20 protein-coding genes are annotated in these 22,671 nt (G+C 72.9%); 9 read left to right on the top strand and 11 right to left on the bottom strand.

Annotation, left to right across the window (positions count from 1 at the left end):
- Window positions 1–19: 19 nt before the first annotated feature.
- Window positions 20–592 (top strand): dienelactone hydrolase family protein, encoded by a 573-nt coding sequence (locus H299_RS0124235; protein ID WP_027750514.1) that lies wholly within the window; start codon window positions 20–22, stop codon window positions 590–592.
- Between the two features lie 79 nt (window positions 593–671).
- Here H299_RS0124235 and H299_RS0124230 read toward each other — a convergent pair whose 3' ends face one another.
- The 6 genes from H299_RS0124230 to H299_RS0124205 form a co-directional block, all read right to left on the bottom strand.
- On the bottom strand, window positions 672–2,309 hold the full coding sequence (locus H299_RS0124230) for a serine/threonine-protein kinase (protein ID WP_027750513.1): 1,638 nt from the start codon (window positions 2,307–2,309) through the stop codon (window positions 672–674).
- 183 nt (window positions 2,310–2,492) lie between these two features.
- On the bottom strand, window positions 2,493–3,392 hold the full coding sequence (locus H299_RS0124225) for a DsbA family protein (protein WP_027750512.1): 900 nt from the start codon (window positions 3,390–3,392) through the stop codon (window positions 2,493–2,495).
- Between the two features lie 151 nt (window positions 3,393–3,543).
- Window positions 3,544–4,218, bottom strand: coding sequence for a hypothetical protein (locus H299_RS0124220; protein WP_027750511.1), 675 nt, complete (start codon window positions 4,216–4,218; stop codon window positions 3,544–3,546).
- A gap of 219 nt (window positions 4,219–4,437) precedes the next feature.
- A complete protein-coding gene (locus H299_RS36015; protein WP_051262893.1) occupies window positions 4,438–5,247 on the bottom strand; it encodes an ABC transporter permease in 810 nt (269 codons plus the stop codon).
- A gap of 244 nt (window positions 5,248–5,491) precedes the next feature.
- Entirely contained in the window at window positions 5,492–6,517 is a 1,026-nt protein-coding gene (locus H299_RS0124210) for an ABC transporter ATP-binding protein (protein ID WP_486587405.1), read from the bottom strand.
- A gap of 125 nt (window positions 6,518–6,642) precedes the next feature.
- Complete coding sequence (locus H299_RS0124205) at window positions 6,643–7,929, bottom strand: NYN domain-containing protein (RefSeq protein WP_027750509.1); 1,287 nt, start codon at window positions 7,927–7,929, stop codon at window positions 6,643–6,645.
- A 196-nt stretch (window positions 7,930–8,125) separates the two neighbouring features.
- On the opposite strand from H299_RS0124205, the gene H299_RS40015 reads away from it, so the two are divergent.
- Window positions 8,126–8,299 carry a hypothetical protein gene (locus tag H299_RS40015; RefSeq protein WP_199782499.1) on the top strand — a complete coding sequence of 58 codons (174 nt, stop codon included), beginning with the start codon at window positions 8,126–8,128 and terminating at the stop codon, window positions 8,297–8,299.
- A gap of 137 nt (window positions 8,300–8,436) precedes the next feature.
- Complete coding sequence (locus H299_RS0124195; protein WP_027750508.1) at window positions 8,437–9,375, top strand: SAM-dependent methyltransferase; 939 nt, start codon at window positions 8,437–8,439, stop codon at window positions 9,373–9,375.
- Between the two features lie 10 nt (window positions 9,376–9,385).
- Here H299_RS0124195 and H299_RS0124190 read toward each other — a convergent pair whose 3' ends face one another.
- Window positions 9,386–10,141, bottom strand: coding sequence for a class I SAM-dependent methyltransferase (locus H299_RS0124190; RefSeq protein ID WP_027750507.1), 756 nt, complete (start codon window positions 10,139–10,141; stop codon window positions 9,386–9,388).
- Between the two features lie 110 nt (window positions 10,142–10,251).
- Window positions 10,252–13,794 (bottom strand): DNA polymerase III subunit alpha, encoded by a 3,543-nt coding sequence (dnaE, locus tag H299_RS0124185; RefSeq protein ID WP_027750506.1) that lies wholly within the window; start codon window positions 13,792–13,794, stop codon window positions 10,252–10,254.
- A gap of 171 nt (window positions 13,795–13,965) precedes the next feature.
- Between dnaE and H299_RS0124180 the strand changes: the two genes are divergently transcribed.
- Together H299_RS0124180 and H299_RS36010 are read left to right on the top strand one after the other, a co-directional pair.
- Window positions 13,966–15,288: a DUF2252 domain-containing protein gene (locus H299_RS0124180; protein WP_486587445.1), complete on the top strand. Its 1,323-nt coding sequence runs from the start codon at window positions 13,966–13,968 to the stop codon at window positions 15,286–15,288.
- A gap of 87 nt (window positions 15,289–15,375) precedes the next feature.
- Complete coding sequence (locus tag H299_RS36010) at window positions 15,376–16,077, top strand: hypothetical protein (protein ID WP_051262799.1); 702 nt, start codon at window positions 15,376–15,378, stop codon at window positions 16,075–16,077.
- 74 nt (window positions 16,078–16,151) lie between these two features.
- Here the strand turns inward: H299_RS36010 and ybaK are convergent, their stop codons facing one another.
- The 3 genes from ybaK to H299_RS0124160 form a co-directional block, all read right to left on the bottom strand.
- Window positions 16,152–16,658 carry a Cys-tRNA(Pro) deacylase gene (gene ybaK / locus H299_RS0124170; protein WP_027750504.1) on the bottom strand — a complete coding sequence of 169 codons (507 nt, stop codon included), beginning with the start codon at window positions 16,656–16,658 and terminating at the stop codon, window positions 16,152–16,154.
- A 28-nt stretch (window positions 16,659–16,686) separates the two neighbouring features.
- The gene (locus tag H299_RS0124165) at window positions 16,687–17,529 is read right to left on the bottom strand and encodes an LON peptidase substrate-binding domain-containing protein (protein ID WP_027750503.1); all 843 of its coding nucleotides are present in this window, start codon (window positions 17,527–17,529) and stop codon (window positions 16,687–16,689) included.
- Between the two features lie 105 nt (window positions 17,530–17,634).
- Complete coding sequence (locus tag H299_RS0124160; protein ID WP_027750502.1) at window positions 17,635–19,248, bottom strand: hypothetical protein; 1,614 nt, start codon at window positions 19,246–19,248, stop codon at window positions 17,635–17,637.
- A 163-nt stretch (window positions 19,249–19,411) separates the two neighbouring features.
- Here H299_RS0124160 and hisD point away from each other — a divergent pair, with 163 nt between their 5' ends.
- The 4 genes from hisD to H299_RS40010 are packed head-to-tail and all read left to right on the top strand — an operon-like array spanning window position 19,412 to window position 22,670.
- Window positions 19,412–20,767 carry a histidinol dehydrogenase gene (hisD, locus tag H299_RS0124155; protein WP_027750501.1) on the top strand — a complete coding sequence of 452 codons (1,356 nt, stop codon included), beginning with the start codon at window positions 19,412–19,414 and terminating at the stop codon, window positions 20,765–20,767.
- Window positions 20,768–21,919, top strand: coding sequence for a histidinol-phosphate transaminase (locus H299_RS0124150; protein ID WP_037760475.1), 1,152 nt, complete (start codon window positions 20,768–20,770; stop codon window positions 21,917–21,919). It begins immediately after the preceding gene.
- Window positions 21,916–22,509 (top strand): imidazoleglycerol-phosphate dehydratase HisB, encoded by a 594-nt coding sequence (gene hisB, locus H299_RS0124145; RefSeq protein ID WP_027750499.1) that lies wholly within the window; start codon window positions 21,916–21,918, stop codon window positions 22,507–22,509. The genes H299_RS0124150 and hisB overlap by 4 nt, the downstream gene beginning before the upstream one ends.
- Entirely contained in the window at window positions 22,506–22,670 is a 165-nt protein-coding gene (locus H299_RS40010) for a hypothetical protein (protein WP_027750498.1), read from the top strand. The genes hisB and H299_RS40010 overlap by 4 nt, the downstream gene beginning before the upstream one ends.
- Window position 22,671: the final 1 nt, after the last annotated feature.

Genomic DNA, 22,671 nt, shown 5'->3' with positions numbered 1-22,671 from the left:
TGTGGGAAGAGACACCAACGTGGCCACTGTCGTGCTGTTCCACTCCGCCTACGGCCTCCGCCCCGCCGTGCACAGCGGCGCCGAAAGGCTGCGGGCCGCGGGCCACGAGGTGCTCGTGCCCGACCTCTACGAGGGGCGGCGGGCGGGCACCGTCGAGGAGGGCAGGGAGATCAAGGACGACATCGGCCGGGACGAACTGCTGCGCCGCGCGATCGCGGCCACCGCCTCCCGCTCGGCGGACGGCCTCGTCTACGCCGGGTTCTCGCTCGGCGGTTCTATCGCGCAGAACCTGGCGCTGGGCGACGAGAAGGCCCGCGCGCTGCTGCTCCTGCACGGCACCTCGGACATCGCGGACGACGCGGCCGTGGACGACCTGCCCGTCCAGCTCCACGTCGCCGACCCGGACCCGTTCGAGCCGCACGACTGGCTGAACGCCTGGTACCTGCGGATGGGCCGGGCGGGCGCGGACGTGGAGGTCTACCGTTACCCGGGAGCCGGGCACCTCTACACCGACCCCGAGCTGCCCGACCACGACGAGGCGGCGGCGGCGCAGACCTGGCGGACGGCGCTGGGCTTCCTCGCGGAGCTGTAGCGGGGTTTCCGGGGTTTCCGGGGTTTTGGGTTTCCGGGCAGGAGCCGGAGGTCCGGTCCGGCGTGCGGCGGTGGGCCGGTCAGGGCCGGGTGCAGCGGCCGGTGCCGTTGCTCCTGTCCGCCGAGCAGAGGTACACGTGATCCGAGCCGTCGTCGCTCAGGTAGCGGCCGAAGCACTGGTTCGCCGAGGCCATGCCCTGCTCCGTGCACCAGGCGGCCACCTCGTTGCCGTCCTGGAAGCGCCCGCCGCCGTCCGCGTCCGGTCCGGCCACGTAGAACATCCAGTAGCCCGCCCGCAGCGAGGCGTGCGTGTCGCTGTCGACGTAGCGCACCCCCGGCAGCTTGCGGCTGAGCGTCCCCCGCCGCTGCTCCGCGTCGGCGGCGGCCCCGTCCCTCTTGGGTACGGAGGAGACCTGGGCGACCCAGCCCTCGGCCCCCGACACGCCGGGCACCGGCAGCTCGGGCGGGCTCACGGTGGGCGAGCCGGGGCCGGAGGCCGGCGGCGACTCCAGCGGTGTCGTCGGCGGTCCGGAGGCGTCGGGGGAGTCCGAGGCGCGCGGGTCCTTCGGGGACGGGTCGGCGGCGGCCGTCCGTCCGGTGTCGCCGCCGCCCTTGCCGCTGTCCGCGCTCTCGCCGCCCCGCGAGAGCATGAACACGCTTCCGGCGACGAGCGCCGCCACCACGACCGCCGCGCCCGCGATCACCGCCCCCCGGCCCCGACGGCGCCCCCGCGCCCGCGCCCGCCGCGCGGGCGAGGCGTGGGCGGCGGGCGGACGGGCCGACCGCAGCGTCCCGCTCTGCGGTCCCGCCCCGGTGCCCCCCGCGGGTACGGGCGGTGGCGGTGCGGGGCTCGCGGACCAGCCCGCCGGGTACGGCGCGGCCGTACGCCCGGCCGCCACGTCGGCCAGCATGTCCGCCAGCCGCGCGGCGTCCGGTCGCGCGGCGGCGTCCCGTACGAGCAGCGCGTCGAGCACCGGTGCCAGTCCCCCGCTGCGCGCCGGCGGCGGCACGGGTTCGTCCAGTACGGCCGCCAGCGTGGCCAGGCTGTTGGCCCGGCGCAGCGGGCTGTGCCCCTCGGTGCAGACGTAGAGCGTCATCCCGAGCGACCACAGGTCGCTGGCCGGGTCGTCGTCCGCGCCGCGGATGCGCTCGGGGGCGATGTACTCGGGGGAGCCGACGAGTTCGCCCGTGACGGTGAGCGAGGAGGAGCCCTGGAGCGCGGCTATCCCGAAGTCCGTGAGGACGGCGCTGCCGTCCGCGCGGAAGAGGACGTTCGCCGGTTTGACGTCCCGGTGCTGGATTCCCGCGGTGTGCGCGGCGCGCAGCGCGCCCAGCACCTGGAGGCCGACGGCCGCCGCCTCGGCCGGCTCCAGCGGCCCCTGCGCCAGCCGGTCGTGCAGGCCGGTGCCCGGCAGCAGCTCCATCACGATCCACGGGTACGGCCCCTGGTCCACGATGTGATGGACCGTCACCACATGCCGGTGGCTGAGCCGGGCCAGCGCCTGCGCCTCGCGCAGCACTCGCTCGCGCAGCATCCGCGACGCCTCCGAGCCCTCCGGCATCATGGCCGGGTCGGTGGGCCGCACCTCCTTGAGCGCCACCTCACGGTGCAGCGCGGTGTCCCGGGCCCGCCACACCGTCCCCATGCCGCCGCTGCCCAGCTGCTCCAGCAGCTCGAAGCGGCCGTCGATGATCTGTCCCCGTGTTCCCCCAGCCATGGGGGTCAGCGTACGGGCTGCCCCGTCCGCGCGGCGCCACGGCCCCGAACTGGCGCACACCGCAAGGGAGATCGGCGACCGGGGAGGCAAACGCGGGGGCGGGCGGCGGGAGAACGCGAGGACGGGCGGGCGCGCCCCCGCCAGGGGTGCGCCCGCCCGTCACCGGGTGGCCGGACGGAGCAGCTAGTCCTTCGCGCCGCCCTTGGCGATCTCCTGGTCCACCAGGGTGTTCAGCTGCTCAGGCGTCATGGGCGGGCTGCCCTCGGCGTTGGCCTTCAGGTGCGTCCCGTCCAGCTTGACCGTCGGGGTGCCGCTGACCCCTGACTTGTCGAACTTCTTGGACATCTTCAGCGCCCACGCGTCGTACGTGCCGTCGGTGACGGCCTTCTTGAACTTCGCGTTGCCCTTCAGCTCCTTGACCTCCTGCGCCAGCTCGACCAGGTGCTCGTCGTCGGCGAAGGCGTCGTCCGTCTCCGCGGGGTGCTTGTCCTTGGAGTACAGCAGTTCCTTGTACTCCAGGAACGCCTCCGGGCTCACGTTGAGCGCGGCGCCGAGCGCGCTCAGCGCGTTCTTGGAGCCGGTGCCCTCGCCCGCCGGGTTGTTGTCGAGGAAGGTGCCGAAGGTGAAGTCGGCCTTGTACTTGCCCTTGTCGATGTCCTCCAGGATCACCTTGCCGTTGGCCTGCTCGAAGCTGGAGCAGATCGGGCAGCGCATGTCCTCGTAGACACCGAGCGTGTGCTTGGCCTTCTTGTCACCGATGATGATGCTGGTGCCGTGCTTGCCGGAGGCGTTGGCCGGGATGGCGTACTCCTGGGGCTTGCCGTCGATCTGGACGCTGCCGCCCTCGCCCTTGGCGGCGAGCTTCTTGGCCGCGCCCCAGTCGCTGTTGTCGCCCTCGCCGCCGTTGCCGCCCATGCTGGAGACGGCCACGCCGATGCCGGCGGCGATGGCGAGGACACCGACGATCGAACCGGCGACCACCAGCTGGCGGCGCACCTTCTCCTTCTTCGCCTGCTGCTCGCGCTCGATCCGCAGCCGCTCGCGGGCGGCGCGCTTGGCTTCCTGGCTGTTCCGCTTGCTCATTCTGGTCTTCTCCGTGTGTACGTATGCGGGGACGTGGGGTGGTGCCGGGGTCTGGGCGGGCGGCCCTCGGGGGAGGGTGCCAGGCGCGCGGGCCCGGGAAGGAGGCCCCGGACAGACCCGGTCTGCCTGCGGCCCCGTCTGCGGACGTGTCTCAGACGGCGGCCGGGGCGGCGGGCGGCCCGCGGCGCAGCACCGAGTGATCGAGCGGAGCGTGCGAGCGTGCGGTCAGCACGGGCAGCGTGCGCGCCGTACCGGCGGGCGGTCCGGCGACGGGGCGGCAGCCCGCCACGGCCAGCAGCAGCGGCCGGAAGGCGGTCGCGCCCGCGGCGCGCAGCAGCCGGGCGACCGCGGCCTCGCCCCGGCGCAGCCACGCCGCGGCGACCAGGCCCACCGCGAGGTGGGCGGTCAGCAGCAGCCACGGCGAGCCGGACTGGGTGGTGGCGGGCAGCGCGGACCCGCCGTGCGCCATCTGGGCCAGCGGGGTGCCGACCTCGCCCCCGGTGCACAGGAAGTCGATGCCGACCGAACGCAGTGGCCCGGTCACCGGACCGCCCGCCTGCCCGTAACAGGTGTGCTGCCCGCTGGTGAAGACGGTGTCGGCGAACAGCTCCAGCGGAATCAGCAGGGCCGCGATCCGGCCGTAACCGCGCTCGCGGTCGGCGAGCGCGAAGGCGATCAGGAAGACGGCGAGGCTGACGACGGCCAGGGTGACCGGCGGCACGGGGGCGCCGGAGAGCAGTACGTGGGCGCCTGCGGACAGCACGACGCACAGCGCGGTGAACACACCCGCCCGCGCTGCCCGGATACCTGCCGCTGCCATGCCCATCGACGCCCGAGTGTGCCACGTGAGGGGTTAAGGGAGGACTAAAGGAGCCGGAACCCGGGGCAGCCCGGTATCCGAATGTTACGTACGGGGCCCCGGGGTGGCCGTGCGTGCACGCGTGTGCGCTGCGGGGCGCCGCGCGAAAGGTCGGGGCGGCGAGGGACAGGGCGGTGAGGGACAGGGCAGCGAGAGGCGGCGGGGCGGGGCCGGGCCCCGCCCCGGTCAGCGGACGGCGGCGCGGCGGTAGGCCCAGGTCGCCGCGGCGAGCGAGAGCACGCCGACGGCCGCGCACACACCCAGGTCGAGGACCACGTGTCCCCAGTCGGGGCCCGTCTCGAACGTACGGGCCAGCGCCTCGACGCCGTACGTCGAGGGCAGCAGGTCGCGCAGCCACTGCACCGGCTCGGGCAGCCGGCTCCCCGGCAGGACGCCCAGCAGCAGCGCGGCCGACATGCCCAGCTGCCCGCACAGCGTGGCCAGCTCCGCGCGCGGCGCGAGCAGCCCGAGCGCGGCGCCCAGGCCCGCCAGCGCGGCCCCGGCCAGCGGAATGACCGCCACCAGCACCCACAGGCCGCCCAGGGGCAGCGAGAAGAGCACGCTTCCGGCCACCGCCGTGAAGACGACGCCGGGCACGGTGAAGGAGGCGTACGCCCCCGCCGCGCCCAGCACCACCGCCGCGGCGGGGACCGGGAGCGTGGCGTAGTGGTCGAGTCCGCCGCTCGCCCGGAGCTGCCCGAAGTACTGCGCCAGCAGGTTCAGCGCGACGAAGGCGACCACGAGCACGCTGGAACCGGCGACGACCGCGCGCGCCTCCGCCCCGCCGTCGACCACACCGCGCATCAGGACCATGATCCCGAGCGACTGGAAGGTGGCCACGAACAGCAGCGGAATCCGGGCCACGCGGGCGCGGGAGAGCTGGGCGCGGTAGACCGCGCCCAGCGCCGGCCACAGCCGGGCGCGCACGGCCAGCGGTGCGGGGGCCTCGGCGGCGCGCGGGGCCGTACCGGCGGCGGTGTCCGGGGTGTCGGGAATATCCGGGGTGCCCGGGAATCTGCCGCGTCCGCCGTCCGCCGAGGCGACGGCCGGAGCGCGGCCCCGGGCCGCGGCGGTGCTCACCGCACCCCGCTTCCGCACCGGGCGCGCGCGGCGTGCCCGCCCGCGCTGCCCGGGCGCCGCGCACGGGCGTGCGACAGGCCGGGGTTCTCCGTACGGGCGTTCCGCGCACGGGGGTGCCGCGCCGCCGGGATCTTCCACGACGGTCGGAGGGCAAACGTACTCACGCCTTCACCAAGCCTTCCGTACGTCCCCCGAGTGCCAGATAGACATCTTCCAGGCTCGGCGTGGCGAGCGTGAAATCGTCGAGCGCCGCGAACGCGGGGCCGCCGGTCACCGCCGTGACCGCCGCGCGGGCGGCGTCCGGGGTGAGGCGCAGCGTCCAGCGGCGGCCCGAGACGGCCGCCTCGGCGGCCAGCGCGGCGACCTCCGGGACCTCCAGGGGCGCGCGCTCGCGCCACACCAGGTCCAGCCGCACGTCCTCGCCGACCAGCGCCTTCAGACCGCCCGGCGTGTCACAGGCGATCACCCGGCCGCGGTCCAGCACCGCCACCCGGTCCAGCACGGTCTCGGCCTCGATGACGTTGTGCGTGACCAGCACCACGCTCGCGCCCCGCTCCGCGCGCCGCCGGTCCACCGCCGCCCAGACCGCCCGCCGGGCGAGCGGGTCCATGCCGGTGGTCGGCTCGTCCAGGACGAGCAGCGGGCGCTCGCCCACCAGGGCGGTGGCCACGCAGGCGAGGCGCCGCTGTCCGCCGGAGAGCTTCTTGAGCGGCCGTCCGGCGATCGCGCCCAGGTCCAGTTCGTCGAGCACGGCGTCGCGCTCGCGCCGCGCGCCGCGCAGTTCCAGGCCGCGCAGCCGGGCCGTGGTCTCCACGGCCAGCGACACGGTCAGCTCGTCCAGGGCGGTGGACTCCTGCCCCAGGTAGGCCAGCAGCCGGGCGGCCCGGTCGGGGTGGCGTACGACGTCGTGACCGAGCACCTCGACGCCGCCGGAGTCGGGCCGCAGCAGGCCGGTGAGCTGGCGTACGAGGGTGGACTTGCCGGCGCCGTTCGGGCCGAGCAGACCGAAGATCTCGCCGTGCCGGACGGTGAGGCTGATCCCGTCGCTGGCGCGTACGGCGGGGGCCGCCGGCGCACCGCGCCGCGTCCTGCCCGCCGGATAGGTCTTGACCAGATCGACTGTCCGCACGACGGCTCGTGTCGGCCGCTCCACGCTCCCCACCGCCTGCCCCGTGCCCGTACCCACGAGCTACGAGGGTACGCGGCCCGTCGGCGTCTCCGCCGCAGGGGGCGGGCGAAGGGGCTCGGGAGGTGTCCGCACCGCGGCGCCGTCCGCCCGCCGGAGGTGCGGCGCCGTGGTGCGGACACCTCCTACTCCTGTGCCGCGGCCCGCTCGGTGTTGGTCAGGGCGTCGACCTCGCGCCAGAAGCCCGCCCGGATCGCGTAGCGGTCGTGCTCGTCGATCTGGTCGTCCTTGTGCGCCAGCAGGCCGAACCGGGCGGCGTAGCGCAGCAGTTCGCCGTCGATCCGGTGCGGGATGCGCGGGTACTCGCCGGAGAGGTGCTGGAGGTGGGCGGGCGTGGCCAGCCGGTCGATCCAGCGGCGGGCGAAGACCTGGCCGACCTCGAACGGGTCGCCGCTGACGGCGGTGATGTCCTCCTCGCGGTCCGCCCAGCGCTGCTCCGCCGTGGTCAGCTGCGCCAGCATCGGCAGCGCGGCGATCTCCGGCGACTCGCCGGTGGACCCGGCCCGCTCCACCCAGCCCCGGTCGGAGGACCAGCGCAGCGTGGCCGCGGGCTGCGGGGCGGGGGTCGGTGAGGCGGCCGGGCGGCCGAGCCCGGCGAGGTCCTTCGGGGTGGGCACCGCCGCCAGGCCTTCACCTCGCCCGGGCTGCGACTGCCCGGAGGCGGCCTCGCCGGGCTCGGTGCCGGCCGCCGGGCCGCCGTCGCGCTCGCGGTCGTGCTCGTCCTCGGCGGTGTGCTCACCCTGCGCCCCGGTGCCGGAGGCGGGCGGCCCGGCGCCGTTCTTGGCGGCCTCCGGCAGCGGTGCGGAGAGGATCGCCGCGATCTCCGGCCGGGGCGCGGGCTGCGGGGCGCACTGCCCGCCCGGCTCCTTCGCGCGTACGGCGCGGGTGATCCACGCGCGGTCGAGCACCCGCCGCTCGTCCGCCTCGGCGACCAGGTCCTCGGACTGGTTGTAGTCGCCGTCGGCGGCCTGCACCGCCCACAGGTGGACCGCGACGCCGTGCTCCTTGGCGGACATCAGCCCCGGCAGCAGGTCCCCGTCGCCGGTGACGAGCACGATGTCCGAACAGGCGCGGTTGCGGGCCAGCTCGGTCAGCTCCGCGTGCATCGCGGCGTCGACGCCCTTCTGCGCCCAGCGGCCCTCGCTGCGGGTGAGGGCGCCCAGGCGTACGGTGACCCGCGGCATGACGCGCAGCCTGCGGTGCTCCGGCTGCGGCACGCGGTCCGGGGCGCCGTCGAACCAGTAGATGCGCAGCAGCGCGCACTCCGTGTCGCCTTCGGCGCGCTCGCGCAGCGCCTGGATCAGCGCCGCGTGATCCACGCTGATCCGGGAACGCGTCGGCTCCCCGGCCAGCAGACTCGCAGCGGCGCCCAGTAGATATCCGGCGTCCACCAGGACGACGCAGCGGTCCACGTTCCACCTTCTCTCGCAGGACGTTTCCCGAGAGTCTGCCCGACCGTACGAGTGTTAACTGTGCGGACTCGATCATCGGCGTGGCGGGCTCGGGAGAATGCTCTTACTCATGGTAATTGCCCGACATGCGCTGTTTATCCCCTTGTGCAAGGCTGAATTCGGCCTCACCGTTCACAGCCCCCGCAGGAGGATGACCATGGCCAAGAACAAGAACCGCGAACGCAAACCGCACCAGCGCTCCTCGGCCGAGCGCGACGCGCAGCAGTCCCGGAGCGCGGCCGCCGAAGGCCAGACCGAGGAGATGAAGTCGGAGGTCGGCCCGTCGAGCGTGGCGCACAAGGGCAAGAAGAAGAGCTTCGGTCACAACTGACCGCCGCCCGCCCCCGTGCCCCTCGCCGGTACCCGTCGGCCGCGCGGGGGCGGAGCGGGTCGGTTCACCCGCCAACACCCGCGCCCAGCGGCTAAGTTGGGGCTCCGTCCGGACAATCGAGCCTCAGGGACCGCCCGATGAGCGACGACGCTCCGCACCTCCAGACGCCGAGCCACGACACCGCCGAGCGGCTGGGCAGACGGATCGACACCAGCAGACCCCACCCGGCCCGGGTCTACGACGTCTTCCTCGGCGGCAAGGACCACTATCCGGCCGACGCCGAGGCAGCCAGGGCCGGGCTCGCCCTGAACCCGCGCGGCTACCTGGACATCCGGCACAACCGCGCCTTCCTGCGCCGGGCCGTGGCCTACCTGGCCAAGGAGGCGGGCCTCCGGCAGTTCCTCGACATCGGCACCGGTCTGCCCACCCAGGAGAACGTGCACCAGATCGCGCAGCGGATCGCACCCGAGGCGCGCATCGTCTACGTCGACAACGACCCGGTGGTCCTCACCCACGCACGCGTCCTGCTCGCCGGTGACCCCGCGGGCCGGACCGACTACATCGAGGCCGACCTGCGCGACCCGGCCACCATCCTGCGCGAGGCGGCACGGACGCTGGACTTCGACCGGCCGGTGGGACTGGTGATGGCCGCGATCCTGCACTTCGTCGAGGACGAGGTGGCGTACGACGTGGTGGCCGAGCTGCTGGCCGCCCTGCCGTCCGGGAGCCACCTGGTGCTGAGCCACCTCACGGCCGACCTGAACCCCGAGGGCATCACCCGGATGGGGAAGTCGATGCGCGAGCGCGGGCTCGTCTTCGTCTTCCGCCCGGCCGCCAGGGTCGTGGAGTTCCACGCGGCCAACGGCATGGAGCTGATCGAGCCCGGCCTCGTCCCGGTGCACCTGTGGCGGCCCGACCACTCCGCGGACACGGAGCGGCGGATCGCCGCGGGGGGCGGCATCGACGCGGCGGCCCTCGCCCGTATGGACGACCTCGACCGGACCCGCTACCAGGACATCCACGACGTCACGGACGCCGACATCAGCATCTACGCGAGCGTCTCGCGCAAGCCGTGACCCGGGCGCGTCAGTGCGCCACGAGGGTGAGGAAGGCGAAGCCGAACAGGCCGCGGCAGCCCAGCGCGACGGCCCGGTGCGCGTCCACCTCGGCCCGTACGGCGTCCGCCTCCGGATGGTCCCGGTGCGCGGCGAGCCACTCCTCGCGGGCGGCGAGGTAGCCGGACTCGAACCGTTCCCACTCGTCGAGACCGGCCGTCTCGATCCACAGCGGCCGGAAGCCCGCGGCGCCGGCGCGCTCGACCAGGCCGGTCAGCCCGGTGAACTCGTCGGCGGTCGTGCCCGGCCACATCGCCGCGAGATCGGCCGGGGTGGGCGGGCGCTGCCAGATGCCGTCGCCGAAGAGCACCCGGCCGCCGGTGGGCACCAGCTCGCGCAGGGTGTGCAGCGCCACGGCCGTCTGCTCGGCGGGCGCGGCGTCCCCGAAGACGTGGCTCGACCCCACGCAGAGAGCGAGATCGGCGGGGCCGCGCGCCACGTCGGCGACCCGCCCCTGGACGAAGTCGGCCCGGTCGGCGAGGCCGCGCGCAGCGGCGTTGCCCCGCGCGCGGGCGAGGTGGTCCGCGTCCGCCTCGATGCCGGTGCCCCTGGCCCGGGGGAGTGCGGCCAGCACGCGCAGCAGCAGCTCACCCCAGCCGCAGCCGAGATCGAGCACGGTGGCGGGCGAGGCGCGGGCGAGCCGCGCGACGATGCTGTCCGCCCGGGCGTCGGAGAGCGGTGAGTTGAAGTCGAGCCAGGAGTAGCGGTACGGCAGGGGCGTGGTCATGGCCGGGAGGCTATGCGGCGCGGCCCGGCCGGCGACACCGGATTACCGCCGTGCCGTGCCGTGCCGCCGTGCCGCCGTACCCGCCGTGCCGCCGCAGTCCGGCGCCGGGCTCAGCCGGTGAGGCAGGCCGGGCCGAGCAGCTGCTTCAGGTCGCCGAAGAGCGCGGGGTCGACGGTCACCCGGTGCCGGTCCAGCCGCAGCAATGTGGTGCTGCGGCTGCCCTGGAGGCGCACCCGGACCTCGGTGGCCCCCCGGTGGTGGGTGAGCACCTCGCCCAGCTTCTCCACCAGGGGCGGGGTGACCTTCACCGTCGGGATGGTGATCGTCACCGGGGCGTTGGCCGAGGCCTCGCTCAGGTCGGGGACCATGAGTTCCATGGCGACGAGGCGGGGGATGTCCTCGCGTTTGTCGAGGCGTCCCTTGACGAAGACGACGGTGTCCTCGACGAGCTGGGTGGAGACGAGCTGGTAGGTGGCGGGGAAGAACATGCAGTCGATGGACCCGGCGAGGTCCTCGACGGTGGCGATGGCCCAGGCGTTGCCCTGTTTGGTCATCTTGCGCTGGAGACCGGAGATGATGCCGCCGATGGTGACGATCGAGCCGTCGGAGTAGTCGCCCCCGGTCAGCGCCGAGATCGCCGCGTCCGCCTTGTCGTTGAGCACGTGCTCCAGGCCGAAGAGCGGGTGGTCGGAGACGTAGAGGCCGAGCATCTCCCGCTCCTGCGCGAGCAGGTAGGTCTTCTCCCACTCGATGTCGGAGAACTCGACGTCCAGTCCGAAGGCGGGCTTGTCCTCCTCGGTCTCGTCGCCCATGCCGCCGAAGAGGTCGAACTGGCCCTCGGCCTCCTTGCGCTTGACCGCGACGACGTTGTCGATCATCGGCTCGAAGTGCGCGGTGAGCCCCTTGCGGGTGTGCCCCAGTTCGTCGAAGGCGCCGGCCTTGATGAGGGACTCCACCGTGCGCTTGTTGCACACGACGGCCTCGACCTTGTCGAGGAAGTCGGGGAAGGAGGCGTACGCGCCCTTGGCCTTGCGGGACCGCACGATCGAGTCCACGACGTTCTGCCCGACGTTGCGCACGGCGGTGAGGCCGAAGACGATGGTGTCGTCACCGCGCGGCGTGAAGTTGGCGTCGGACTCGTTGACGTCCGGCGGCAGCACCTTGATGCCCATCTTGCGGCACTCGTTGAGGTAGACCGCCGACTTGTCCTTGTCGTCCCGCACGGAGGTCAGCAGGGCGGCCATGTACTCGGCCGGGTAGTTCGCCTTGAGGTAGGCCGTCCAGTAGGTGACCAGCCCGTACGCCGAGGAGTGCGCCTTGTTGAACGCGTACCCGGCGAACGGCACCAGCACGTCCCAGACCGCCTGGATCGCCTCGTCCGAGTAGCTCTTGTCGCGGGCGCCCTTCTGGAAGTTGACGAACTCCGCGTCCAGGACTTCTTTCTTCTTCTTGCCCATCGCCCGCCGCAGCAGGTCGGCCTGGCCCAGCGTGTACCCGGCGAGCACCTGGGCGGCCTTCTGCACCTGCTCCTGGTACACGATCAGGCCGTAGGTGATCCCCAGAACCTCCTTGAGCGGCTCCTCCAGCTCCGGGTGGATCGGGGTGATCTCCTGCTGGCCGTTCTTGCGGAGCGCGTAGTTGATGTGCGAGTTCATGCCCATCGGGCCCGGCCGGTAGAGGGCCGAGACGGCGGAGATGTCCTCGAAGTTGTCCGGCTTCATCAGGCGCAGCAGGGAGCGCATCGGGCCGCCGTCGAACTGGAAGACGCCCAGCGTGTCGCCCCGGCACAGCAGCTCGAAGGTCTTCGGGTCGTCCAGCGTGAGGTCCAGGAGGGTCAGCTCCACGCCCTTGTTCTTCTTGATGAGCTTGACCGCGTCATCCATGATCGTGAGGTTGCGCAGACCCAGGAAGTCCATCTTCAGCAGGCCGAGCGCCTCACAGCTCGGGTAGTCCCACTGGGTGACGACGACGCCGTCGTTCTTCGGGGAGAAGACGGGCACGTGGTCGATCAGCTTCTCGCTGGACATGATCACGCCTGCCGCGTGCACGCCCATCTGCCGCACCAGGCCCTCGATGCCCATGGCGGCGTCGATCACCTTGGTGACGTCCGGCTCGTTCTCGTACATCCCCCGGACCTCGCCCGCCTCGCTGTAGCGCGGGTGGTTCTTGTCGGTGATGCCGGAGAGCGGGATGCCCTTGCCCAGGACGTCGGCGGGCATCGCCTTGGTGATCCGGTCGCCCATCGCGTACGGGTAACCCAGTACCCGGGAGGCGTCCTTGATGGCGTTCTTGGCCTTGATGGTGCCGTAGGTGCCGATCATGGCGACCTTGTCGGCGCCGTACTTCTCGGTGACGTAGCGGATGACGTCGCCGCGCCTGCGCTCGTCGAAGTCGATGTCGACATCGGGCATCGAGACGCGCTCGGGATTGAGGAACCGCTCGAAGATCAGTCCGTGGACGATCGGGTCGAGGTCGGTGATGCCCATCGCGTACGACACGATGGAGCCCGCCGCCGAACCGCGCCCCGGGCCGACCGCGATGCCGTTGTTCTTCGCCCACATGATGAAGTCGGCGACCACCAGGAAGTACCCGGGGAACCCCATCTCGACGATGATGTCCATCTCGTAGTCCGCCTGCCGCTGGCGGTCCTCGGGGATGCCCGAGGGATAGCGGCGGGCCATGCCGCGCGCGACCTCCTCCTTGAACCAGGTCACCTCCGTGTACCCCTCGGGCACCTCGAAGCGCGGCATCAGGTTCCGGGTCTCGAACATGCCCGCCGTGTCGACCCGCTCGGCGATCAGCAGCTGGGTGTTGCGGCAGCCCTGCTGCCAGGCCTCCGAGGAGTCGATCGCGTACATCTCGGCGGCCGACTTGAGGTAGTAGCCCGCGCCGTCGAACTTGAAGCGGTCCGGGTTGGAGAGGTTGTTGCCGGTCTGGATGCACAGCAGCGTGTCGTGCGCGGAGGCTTCGCTCTCGTAGGTGTAGTGCGAGTCGTTGGTGACCACGAAAGGCGCGTCCAGCTTCCGGGCGATCTCCTCCAGACCGTCCCGCGCGCGCTTGTCGATGTCGATGCCGTGGTCCATCAGCTCGACGAAGAAGTTCTCCTTGCCGAAGATGTCCTGATACTCACCGGCGGCCCGCAGCGCCTCGTCCATCTGCCCGAGCCGGATGCGGGTGCTCACCTCGCCGGACGGGCAGCCGGTGGTGGCCATCAGCCCCTCGGCACACTCGGCCAGCAGCTCCTTGTCCATTCGCGGTTTGCGGAAGAAACCCTCCAGGCTGGCGCGCGACTGGGCGCGGAAGAGGTTGTGCAGGCCGGTGCTGTTCCGGGCCCACATCGTCATGTGCGTGTACGCGCCGTTACCCGAGACGTCGTCCCGCTTCTGGTGCGGGGTGCCCCACTTCACCGGCCGGGTGTTCCGGCGCGAGTCGGGCGCCAGGTACGCCTCGATGCCCATCACCGGAGTGACTCCGGCGCGCTGCGCCTGGTGGAAGAAGTCGTACGCCCCGTGCAGGTTGCCGTGGTCGGTCATCGCGATGTGCGACATGCCCATCTCGCCACAGGCCTCGAACATGTCCTTCAGGCGTGCCGCACCGTCCAGCAGCGAATACTGAGTGTGCACATGCAGATGAGTGAACGGCTGCTCGGTCACGGGGCGGGCCACCTCCGGCGCGGGACTTCTGGGGCGAGTGGGAAGTCTAAGCTTTTTTGCTGCGCTCGGTTCGCCGCCCGGCGGCGAACCGAGCGCAGGCAAAAGGGCACGCAGGCGTACGCTCGCGCGTTGGAGAGTTGCGACGGACAGCAGAAGGGGAACTTCATGGCAATGGAGCAGGGCGGCTCGGCCGAAGCGCGTGGTGAGCGGATTCTGGAGGTGTTCGGGACCGCGTTCGGAGAGCTGCTGGCCGCCGATCCGGCCGCGTTCCAGGTGAAGTTCCGGAAGATGGCCGCGTCCGCGTTCGCCTTCTACCGCGGTACGGCCTGCCTCTTCTACGCCGACCTCGACGCCGAGAAGCACGGCGGTCCCTTCCTGGACGACCGGACCGGCCGGGTGTGGATTCACGGCGATCTGCACGCCGAGAACTTCGGCACGTACATGGACGCGAACGGCCGCCTCACCTTCAACGTGAACGACTTCGACGAGGCCTTCGTCGGCCCCTTCACCTGGGATCTGAAGCGGTTCGCCGCCTCCGTCGCGCTGCTGGGGTACACCAAGGCGCTCAGCGACCAGCAGATCAGCGGCCTGGTGCGGACGTACGCCACCGCCTACCGGGAGCGTGTCCACGCGCTGGCCACCGGCGCCAAGGACGACGAGGCGCCCTCGCTCACCCTCGACACCGCGGAGGGCCCGGTGCTCGCCGCGCTGCGTGCGGCCCGTGCCAACACCCGCTTCGGGCTGCTGGACGGCATGACGGAGATCCGGGACTGGGAGCGCCGCTTCGCGCCCGGCAGCGGGACCATCGATCTGGACGCCGCCACCCGCTACAAGGTGCTGGACGCCTTCGACGGCTATCTCGACACCCTCCCCGGCGCGACCCACATCCGGCCGGACGCCTACCGGGTCAAGGACGTGGTGGGCCGCCGCGGCATCGGCATCGGCAGCGCGGGGCTCCCGTCGTACAACATCCTGCTGGAGGGGCACAGCGACGCCCTGGAGAACGACCTCGTCATCTACATGAAGCAGGGGCAGACCTCCGCCGTCTCCCGGCACATCACCGACCCCGCCATCCGGGACTACTTCCGGCACGGCGGCCACCGCACGGTGATCTCGCAGCGCGCCCTCCAGGCGCACGCGGACCCGTGGCTGGGCTGGACGGAGCTGGACGGCGCGGGCCAGCTGGTCGCCGAGGTCTCGCCGTACGCGGTGGACCTGGACTGGTCCGACCTGGACAGCCCCGAGGAGATCGCGCAGGTCGTCGCGGACCTGGGCCGGGCGACGGCGACGATGCACTCGGCGGCCGACGACGAGAGCGGCCACTCGCTGGTCCCCTTCTCCACCGAGCGCGCCATCGACGCCGTCATCGCGGGGGACGAGGACTCCTTCCCGGAGCTGCTGGTCGACTTCGCGCACACCTACGGCGCCTGTGCGCGCCGCGACCACCAGATCTTTGTCGACCTTTTCCGCAACGGCCGTATCCCCGGCCTGTAGCCCTGACCGGCCCGCCCCCGGGGTGCGGCGGCGTGCCCCGGCGCCGTCCCGTCCCGCGCACCCGTCCGCGCCTGGCACGATGTCGGGGTGACCGCACCGACACCCCCGTCACCTGACAGTGACCAGCCGCAGCAGCAGGACCCCTGGGCGCACCGCCCGCCGACCGCTCCGGTGGCCCCGGGCGGCGCCGGGCCCGTGCCCTACGGCCCGAAGTACGGCGGCGGTGCCGTCGGCCCTCCGCCGCTCTACACCGTCGAGCCGCAGGAGGAGCTGCGCGACGCTGCGCTGGCCGTGCTCGTGCTGACCGTGCTGGGCGCGGTGCTCGGCCTCCTGTGGCTCTGGCTGGCGCCCCGGGTGCCGCTGATCTCGAACGGCAGCGCCGTCTTCCTCCAGAACCCGGAGGGGGAGGAGGCCATCGGCGCCGAGGGCACCTTCGTGCTGCTGTCCCTGGCCCTGGGCGCGCTCGCGGGCGCGGGCGTGTTCTGGCTGCGGCGCCGGGGCGGGGTCGGCCTGGTGGTCGGCATCGCGCTCGGCGGTTTCCTGGGCGCGCTGCTGGCCTGGCGCTTCGGCGTCTGGTTCGGCCCGACCGGCGACCTGGTGGCGCACGCCAGGGAGGCGGGGAAGGGCGAGGTCTTCGACGCGCCGCTGAAGCTGGAGGCCAAGGGGGTGCTGTGCGTCTTCCCGTTCGCCGCGCTGCTGGTGCACCTGCTGGTCATGGCGATCTTCGGCGAGTCCGACCCGGAGCCGCCCCCGCAGCCCGTGCTGCCCCCGCCTCCGGCGGGCTGGTAGGCCGCACCGGTCCGTACGGTGCGGCCCGTACCTTCTCCGTAGCCGCACACACGTGCTGTACGGGACGTGGGCGTTCAGCGCCGGGCGATCGGCGCGCTTTTCGCGTCCGTGAGCGCGACCAGGTCCACCGGGGCGAGTTCGATCTCCAGGCCCCGGCGCCCCGCCGAGACGCAGACCGTGGCGTGGCCGGCGGCGGACGCGTCCAGCACGGTGGGCAGCCGCTTGCGCTGCCCCAGCGGGGAGATGCCCCCGCGTACGTAGCCCGTGGTGCGCTCGGCGGCGGCGGGGTCGGCCATCACCGCCCGTTTGCCGCCGAGCGCCGTGGCGAGCGCCTTGAGGTCGAGCGAGGCGGAGACCGGTACCACGGCCACGGCCAGGCCCCCGTCCACTTCGGCCACCAGGGTCTTGAACACCTGGTCGGGGGAGACCCCCAGCGCCTCGGCGGCCTCCTCGCCGTACGAGGCGGCGGCCGGGTCATGGGTGTACTGGTGGGTGGTGAAATCCACCCCGGCCTCTGCGGCGGCGACCGTCGCCGGTGTCGCCGCCGACTGCTGCCGCCGTCCCTGCTTCTTCTTCGCCATCGCACCTCGGCCAGGTCGGTGCCCCGTATCAGTTGGGGCTGGTCGGCCCGCGGGTCAACTCGGCCGCGGGCAGCGACGGGAGCTTACCGATGACCGCGGCCTCCCGGCGAAGGACTTTCAGCTCCTCCGCGAGCCGCGTCGCGGTGTCCGGCGCCTGGAGCAGCCGCTGCTTGGCCGGGGTGTCCAGCACCGTCGCGGCGGCCACCAGGTAGGAGACCACGGACGGGTCGTCCGGCAGCTCCTGCCCGGCCGCCAGCGTCCGCTCGCGCGCGCTCGCCAGCCGCTTCTGGTACGAGCGGAAGGCCCGCAGCACGCCGGAGGCCAGCGCCCCCGCGCCCTCGCCCCGCTCCTCGGGCAGCTCCTCCACCTCGCCGATCAGGTACGGGCCGCTCGCGTCCACGGACAGCAGCCGGAAGCGGGTGGTGCCGGTGGCCAGCACCTCGTATCCGGCGCTGTCGTCGGTGTCCGCGCCGCCCTCCGGATCGCCGAACCCCTCGGCCTGGCCGCCGGTGCCTCCGCGCCCGCCCGGCTCCGGCTCGTCGTCGCCCGCCGAACCGCCCGGGCGCGGGCGGATGGTGGAGGCATCCGCGACACAGCCCACCGTGTAGAAGGACTTGATCGGGTCGCTGCCGAAGCCCGCCGTGGGGTCGGCACCGGCCGGGGGCGCCGCCTCGGGCAGCCCGGCGCCCGTGGGGGCCACCTCCCGCCCGTCGCGGATGGCCACCACGCCGAACCGGCGCGGGGCGTCCTCGGGCAGGGCGAGCAGGTCGCGCATGAGCGCGCGGTACCGCTGCTCGAAGATGTTCAGCGGCAGCACGAGGCCCGGGAACAGCACCGAGTTGAGCGGGAAGAGCGGAAGCGCGGTGGTCACAACCGGTAAGCCTAAAGCCTCAAGGCCCGCATCCGGCGCCGCCCGCCGACCACCGGTGCCCGCAGCGCGTCCCGGCGGCGCGGGGCGCGCCGCGCGGCGGCCGTGTCACTGGCGCCGCAGCAGCCGCGTGGCACCCGCCGCGACCGTCGTCGCCAGGACCCAGCCCAGCAGGATCATCACGGCCGCCACCCACTGGTTCCAGCCGCGCGGGCTCCAGGCCGCGTCGTGGCCGAAGCTGATCACGGGCAGCAGCAGATCGAGCGCGTACAGCGATGCGTTCCACTGCGGCGCCTCGTCCTCCTTGAGCGGGGGCGGCGGCTGCTCGGTGAAGAAGAGCGCGCCGGAGGCCCAGATGAGCGCCATCCACAGCGCCGCCCGGCCGGGCCGGTAGCCGTAGGCGACCGTCCAGTCCTGGAGGTAGCCCCACAGCTTGCCCGCCAGCGGCAGCGTCTCGCGGCGCCTGCGGTGCTTCTCCAGCAGGACGGCACGCGCGTCCGCGTCCTCGCCGCTGTTGCGGTAGACGGCGGACAGCTGCTCGTACGGCCCGGGGGAGTACTCGGGGGTGGCGGTGGCCAGCCACTGCAGCCGCTGCTGGAGCGAGAAATGGCCGCGGTGGATCAGCTGTTGGTAGCTGAAGCCCGCCATCCACAGCCGCTCGTCCCGGGGCCAGCTGCCCACCTTGTCCACCAGGTTCTCCACCGTCGCGCCCGAGAGCACCACGACGCCCCGCTCGGGCGCCTGCGAGGTGAAGCACAGCTCCGGGGTGGTGATACGGCGCAGCGACAGCTCCTGGTCGCGCTCCAGGCGGAAGCGCGCGTTGTCCAGCACGAGCGCGCCGCCGAACCTGCCGTCGTCCAGCTTGACGCCGCCCGTGCACTCGAAGCGCTTGGTGCGGTGCCGCGAGACACCGGACGGGGAGAACGGGTTCTGGGTGCCGGTGGGCGGGGTGGTGCCCTGGATGAGGCGGGCCCGGTCCGGCTCGGCGTCGGCGAAGTGCGCGGACTGGTCGACGGTCAGCTGCGGGGCGTGCAGCGCGTACCGGCCGTGGGGGTTGCGCAGCACGCTGCCGTACATGAACAGCGAGCCGCCCACCGTCGCCCCGCGCAGGCTCACCTCGCCGTCCGTCACCAGCAGGCTGGCCTGGAGCTCCTGCGAGACCTGGAGGCCGTCGGCGGCGATGGCGCGGATACGGCGCCCGCTGCCGACGGTCGCCTCGTTGAGGAGCAGGTCGGTGCCGATGGAGGCGTCGGTGAGCCGGATGCCGTCCGGGATGCTGCACCGGGCCAGGTGCAGATCGCCCTCGGTGTGCACCCGCGCGGCCTCCAGCCGGGGCAGATAGCAGTTGATCATCCGGGCGGTGGTCAGATGCGCCTCCGGCATCAGCATCTCGTGCTCGAAGCGGCAGTGCCGCAGCTCGAAGTAGGGCTCGATGGCCCCGCCGGAGAGGTTCAGCTTGCCGGTGATGTACGCCCCGGTCAGGTGCAGCGCGGCGACCCGGCCCAGCAGGGGCGGCGGCCCGTGCAGCAGCAGCAGGGCGATGACCCGGGCGCGCACCGAGCGCTGCGGCCCCCAGGCGTGCTCGCCGTTCGGATCGTCCAGCTCCGCCTCGCCGCTGCGCAGGTCGTGCGCGCTGCCGTTGCGGAACGCCTGCCACATGCCCCACTCCGCGGTGGTCAGCCGCAGGCCTGCGGGCGGTTCGCCGGATTCGGGCTCGCTCATCGTCTTCCTCCCCCCATTCCGTAGGGCCGCCAGTCCCCGGCCCCACGGTCCCTTACCCCTCCGTGACGGGTTGAACGCCAGTGGCGACGGTCCCGGTACGGACGTGTATCACCCAGTGATACGGACGGCGGCCCGTCCCGCCCGGTCTGCGAGAATGGACCGCGTGATCTCCCGAATCGATCTGCGGGGTTCTGTCCCCTCCGGTGCGCCAGGCGCGCCCGGAGCCGGCGGCGGAATCGACCGCGACCTGCTGCCGCGTGCCGAGTTCGACGTCGAAGCCGCCCTGGAGAAGGTGCGGCCCATCTGCGACGACGTGCGCCATCGCGGCACGGCGGCACTGATCGAGTACGCCGAGCGCTTCGACGGCTGCGTGCTGGAGCGGGTCCGGGTCCCCGCCGAGGCGCTGAGCCGCGCGCTGGCCGAGCTGGCGCCCGAGGTGCGCGCCGCGCTGGAGGAGTCCGTGCGGCGGGCCCGTATCGTGCACCGCGAGCAGCGGCGTACGGACGCCCAGGTGCGCGTCGTGCCCGGCGGTACGGTCACCGAGCGGTGGGTGCCCGTCGAGCGCGTGGGGCTGTACGTGCCCGGCGGCCAGGCCGTCTACCCGTCCTCCGTCGTGATGAACGTCGTGCCCGCGCAGGAGGCCGGCGTCCCGTCGCTGGCGGTCTCCTCGCCGCCGCAGCGGGCGGCCGAGGGTTCGTACTGGGCGGGCCTGCCCAACCCCACGATCCTGGCCGCCTGCGAGCTGCTCGGCGTGCGCGAGGTGTACGCGGCGGGCGGCGCGCAGGCCGTCGCCATGTTCGCGTACGGCACCGAGGAGTGCGCCCCCGTCCAGCTGGTCACCGGCCCGGGGAACGTCTACGTGACGGCGGCCAAGCGACTGCTCAAGGGCCGCATCGGCATCGACGCCGAGGCCGGTCCGACCGAGATCGCCATCCTGGCCGACGACACGGCGGACCCGGTGCACGTCGCGGCCGACCTGATCAGCCAGGCCGAGCACGACACGCTCGCCGCCGCCGTCCTGGTGACCCCCTCGGAGGCGCTCGCGGACGCGGTCGAGGGCCAGCTGAAGATCCAGGTGGCCGCCACCCGGCACCGGGAGCGGATCACCGAGGCGCTGGCCGGGCGGCAGTCCGGCATCGTCCTGGTCGAGGACGTGGAGCAGGGTCTCGCGGTGGTCGACGCGTACGCGGCCGAGCACCTGGAGATCCAGACGGCGGACGCGGCGGCGGTGGCCGCCCGGGTGCGCAACGCGGGCGCGGTGTTCGTGGGCGCCTTCGCGCCGGTCTCGCTGGGCGACTACTGCGCCGGGTCCAACCACGTGCTGCCCACCGGCGGCTGCGCCTGCCACTCCGGCGGGCTGTCCGTCCAGTCCTTCCTGCGCGGCATCCACGTCGTGGACTACTCGCGGGAGGCGCTCGCCGAGGTCACCCACCACGTGGTGGCGCTGGCCGAGGCGGAGGACCTGCCCGCGCACGGGGCGGCCCTGACCGCCAGGTTCGACGGGAAGGTACCGCGCTAAGTGACCGGCGAACTCCGTGCCCAGAGCACCGCGCGCGACGACCTGCCCGTACGGGAGGAGCTGCGCGGCAAGTCCCCCTACGGCGCGCCCCAGCTGGACGTCCCCGTCCGCCTCAACACCAACGAGAACCCGTACCCGCTGCCCGAGCCGCTGGTGGCCCGCATCGCCGAGCGCGTGGCCGAGGCCGCCCGTACGCTCAACCGCTACCCGGACCGGGACGCCGTCGAGCTGCGCACCGAGCTGGCGCGCTACCTCAGCCGTACGGCGGGCCTGGCGGTGGAGCCGTGCCAGGTCTGGGCGGCCAACGGCTCCAACGAGGTGCTCCAGCAGCTGCTCCAGGCGTTCGGCGGCCCCGGCCGCACCGCGCTGGGCTTCGAGCCGTCGTACTCCATGCACGCGCTCATCGCGCGCGGCACCGGCACGGGCTGGATCTCCGGGCCGCGGCGTGAGGACTTCACCGTCGACGTCGAGGCGGCCGAGCGCCTGATCGCCGAGCGCCGGCCCGACGTGGTCTTCGTCTGCTCGCCCAACAACCCCACCGGCACCGCCGTGGACGCCGGGACGGTCCGCGCGCTGTACGCGGCGGCGCAGGCGGCGAAGCCGTCGATGGTGGTGATCGACGAGGCGTACGGCGAGTTCAGCCACGGCCCCTCGCTGCTGCCGCTGATCGAGGGCCGCCCCCGCCTGGTGCTCTCGCGCACGATGTCCAAGGCGTTCGGCGCGGCCGGGCTGCGGCTGGGCTACCTCGCCGCCGACCCGGCCGTGGTCGACGCCGTCCAGCTGGTGCGGCTGCCGTACCACCTCTCGGCGGTCACCCAGGCCACCGCGCTGGCCGCGCTGGAGTACACCGATACGCTGCTCGCCTATGTCGAACAGCTCAAGTCCGAACGCGACCGCCTGGTTGCGGAGTTGCGCGCGGCGGGCTGCGAGGTGACCGCCTCGGACGCCAACTTCGTCCAGTTCGGCCGCTTCCAGGACGCGCACGCCGCCTGGCAGTTCCTGCTCGACCAGGGCGTGCTGGTCCGGGACAACGGCGTGCCCGGCCGGCTCCGCGTCTCCGCGGGCACCCCGGCGGAGAACGACGCGTTCCTGGACGCGGTACGCAAGCTCATGAAGCTGCCGACAGCTTCCACGAAGGAGACCGCAGCATGACCCGCACAGGCCGCGCCGAGCGCACCACGAAGGAGACCTCGGTCGTCGTCGAGATCAACCTCGACGGCACCGGGAAGGTCGACGTCTCGACAGGGGTCGGCTTCTTCGACCACATGCTCGACCAGCTCGGGCGGCACGGGCTCTTCGACCTCAGCGTCAAGACCGACGGCGACCTGCACATCGACAGCCACCACACGATCGAGGACACCGCGCTCGCGCTGGGCGCCGCCTTCCGGCAGGCGCTCGGGGACAAGCGCGGCATCGTCCGCTTCGCGGACGCCTCGGTGCCGCTGGACGAGTCCCTCGCCCAGGTGACCGTCGACCTCTCCGGCCGCCCCTACCTCGTACACAGCGAGCCGGACGGCATGGCCCCGATGATCGGACCGGAGTACGACACGACGATGACCCGGCACATCCTGGAGTCCTTCGTCGCCCAGGCCCAGATCGCGCTGCACGTCCACGTGCCGTACGGGCGCAACGCGCACCACATCGTCGAGTGCCAGTTCAAGGCCCTCGCCCGCGCGCTGCGGTACGCCTCGCAGATCGACCCGCGCCAGACGGGCATCCCGTCGACGAAGGGCGCGCTGTGACCGGGCTGACGACACTCCTGATCTTCGTCGGGCTGTTCTTCCTCGGCGGGGCCATCTCCTTCTGGAAGCAGCAGCTGCCCAAGGGCGTCGTCGTACTGCTCGGCTTCGCCTCCTTCATGGCGCTGCTGGGCGGCGTCATGCGCCTCTCGGTCTGGACGTGAC

It is taken from the genome of Streptomyces sp. CNH287, assembly GCF_000424825.1.
This window is presented reverse-complemented; position numbering and strand designations above follow the sequence as displayed.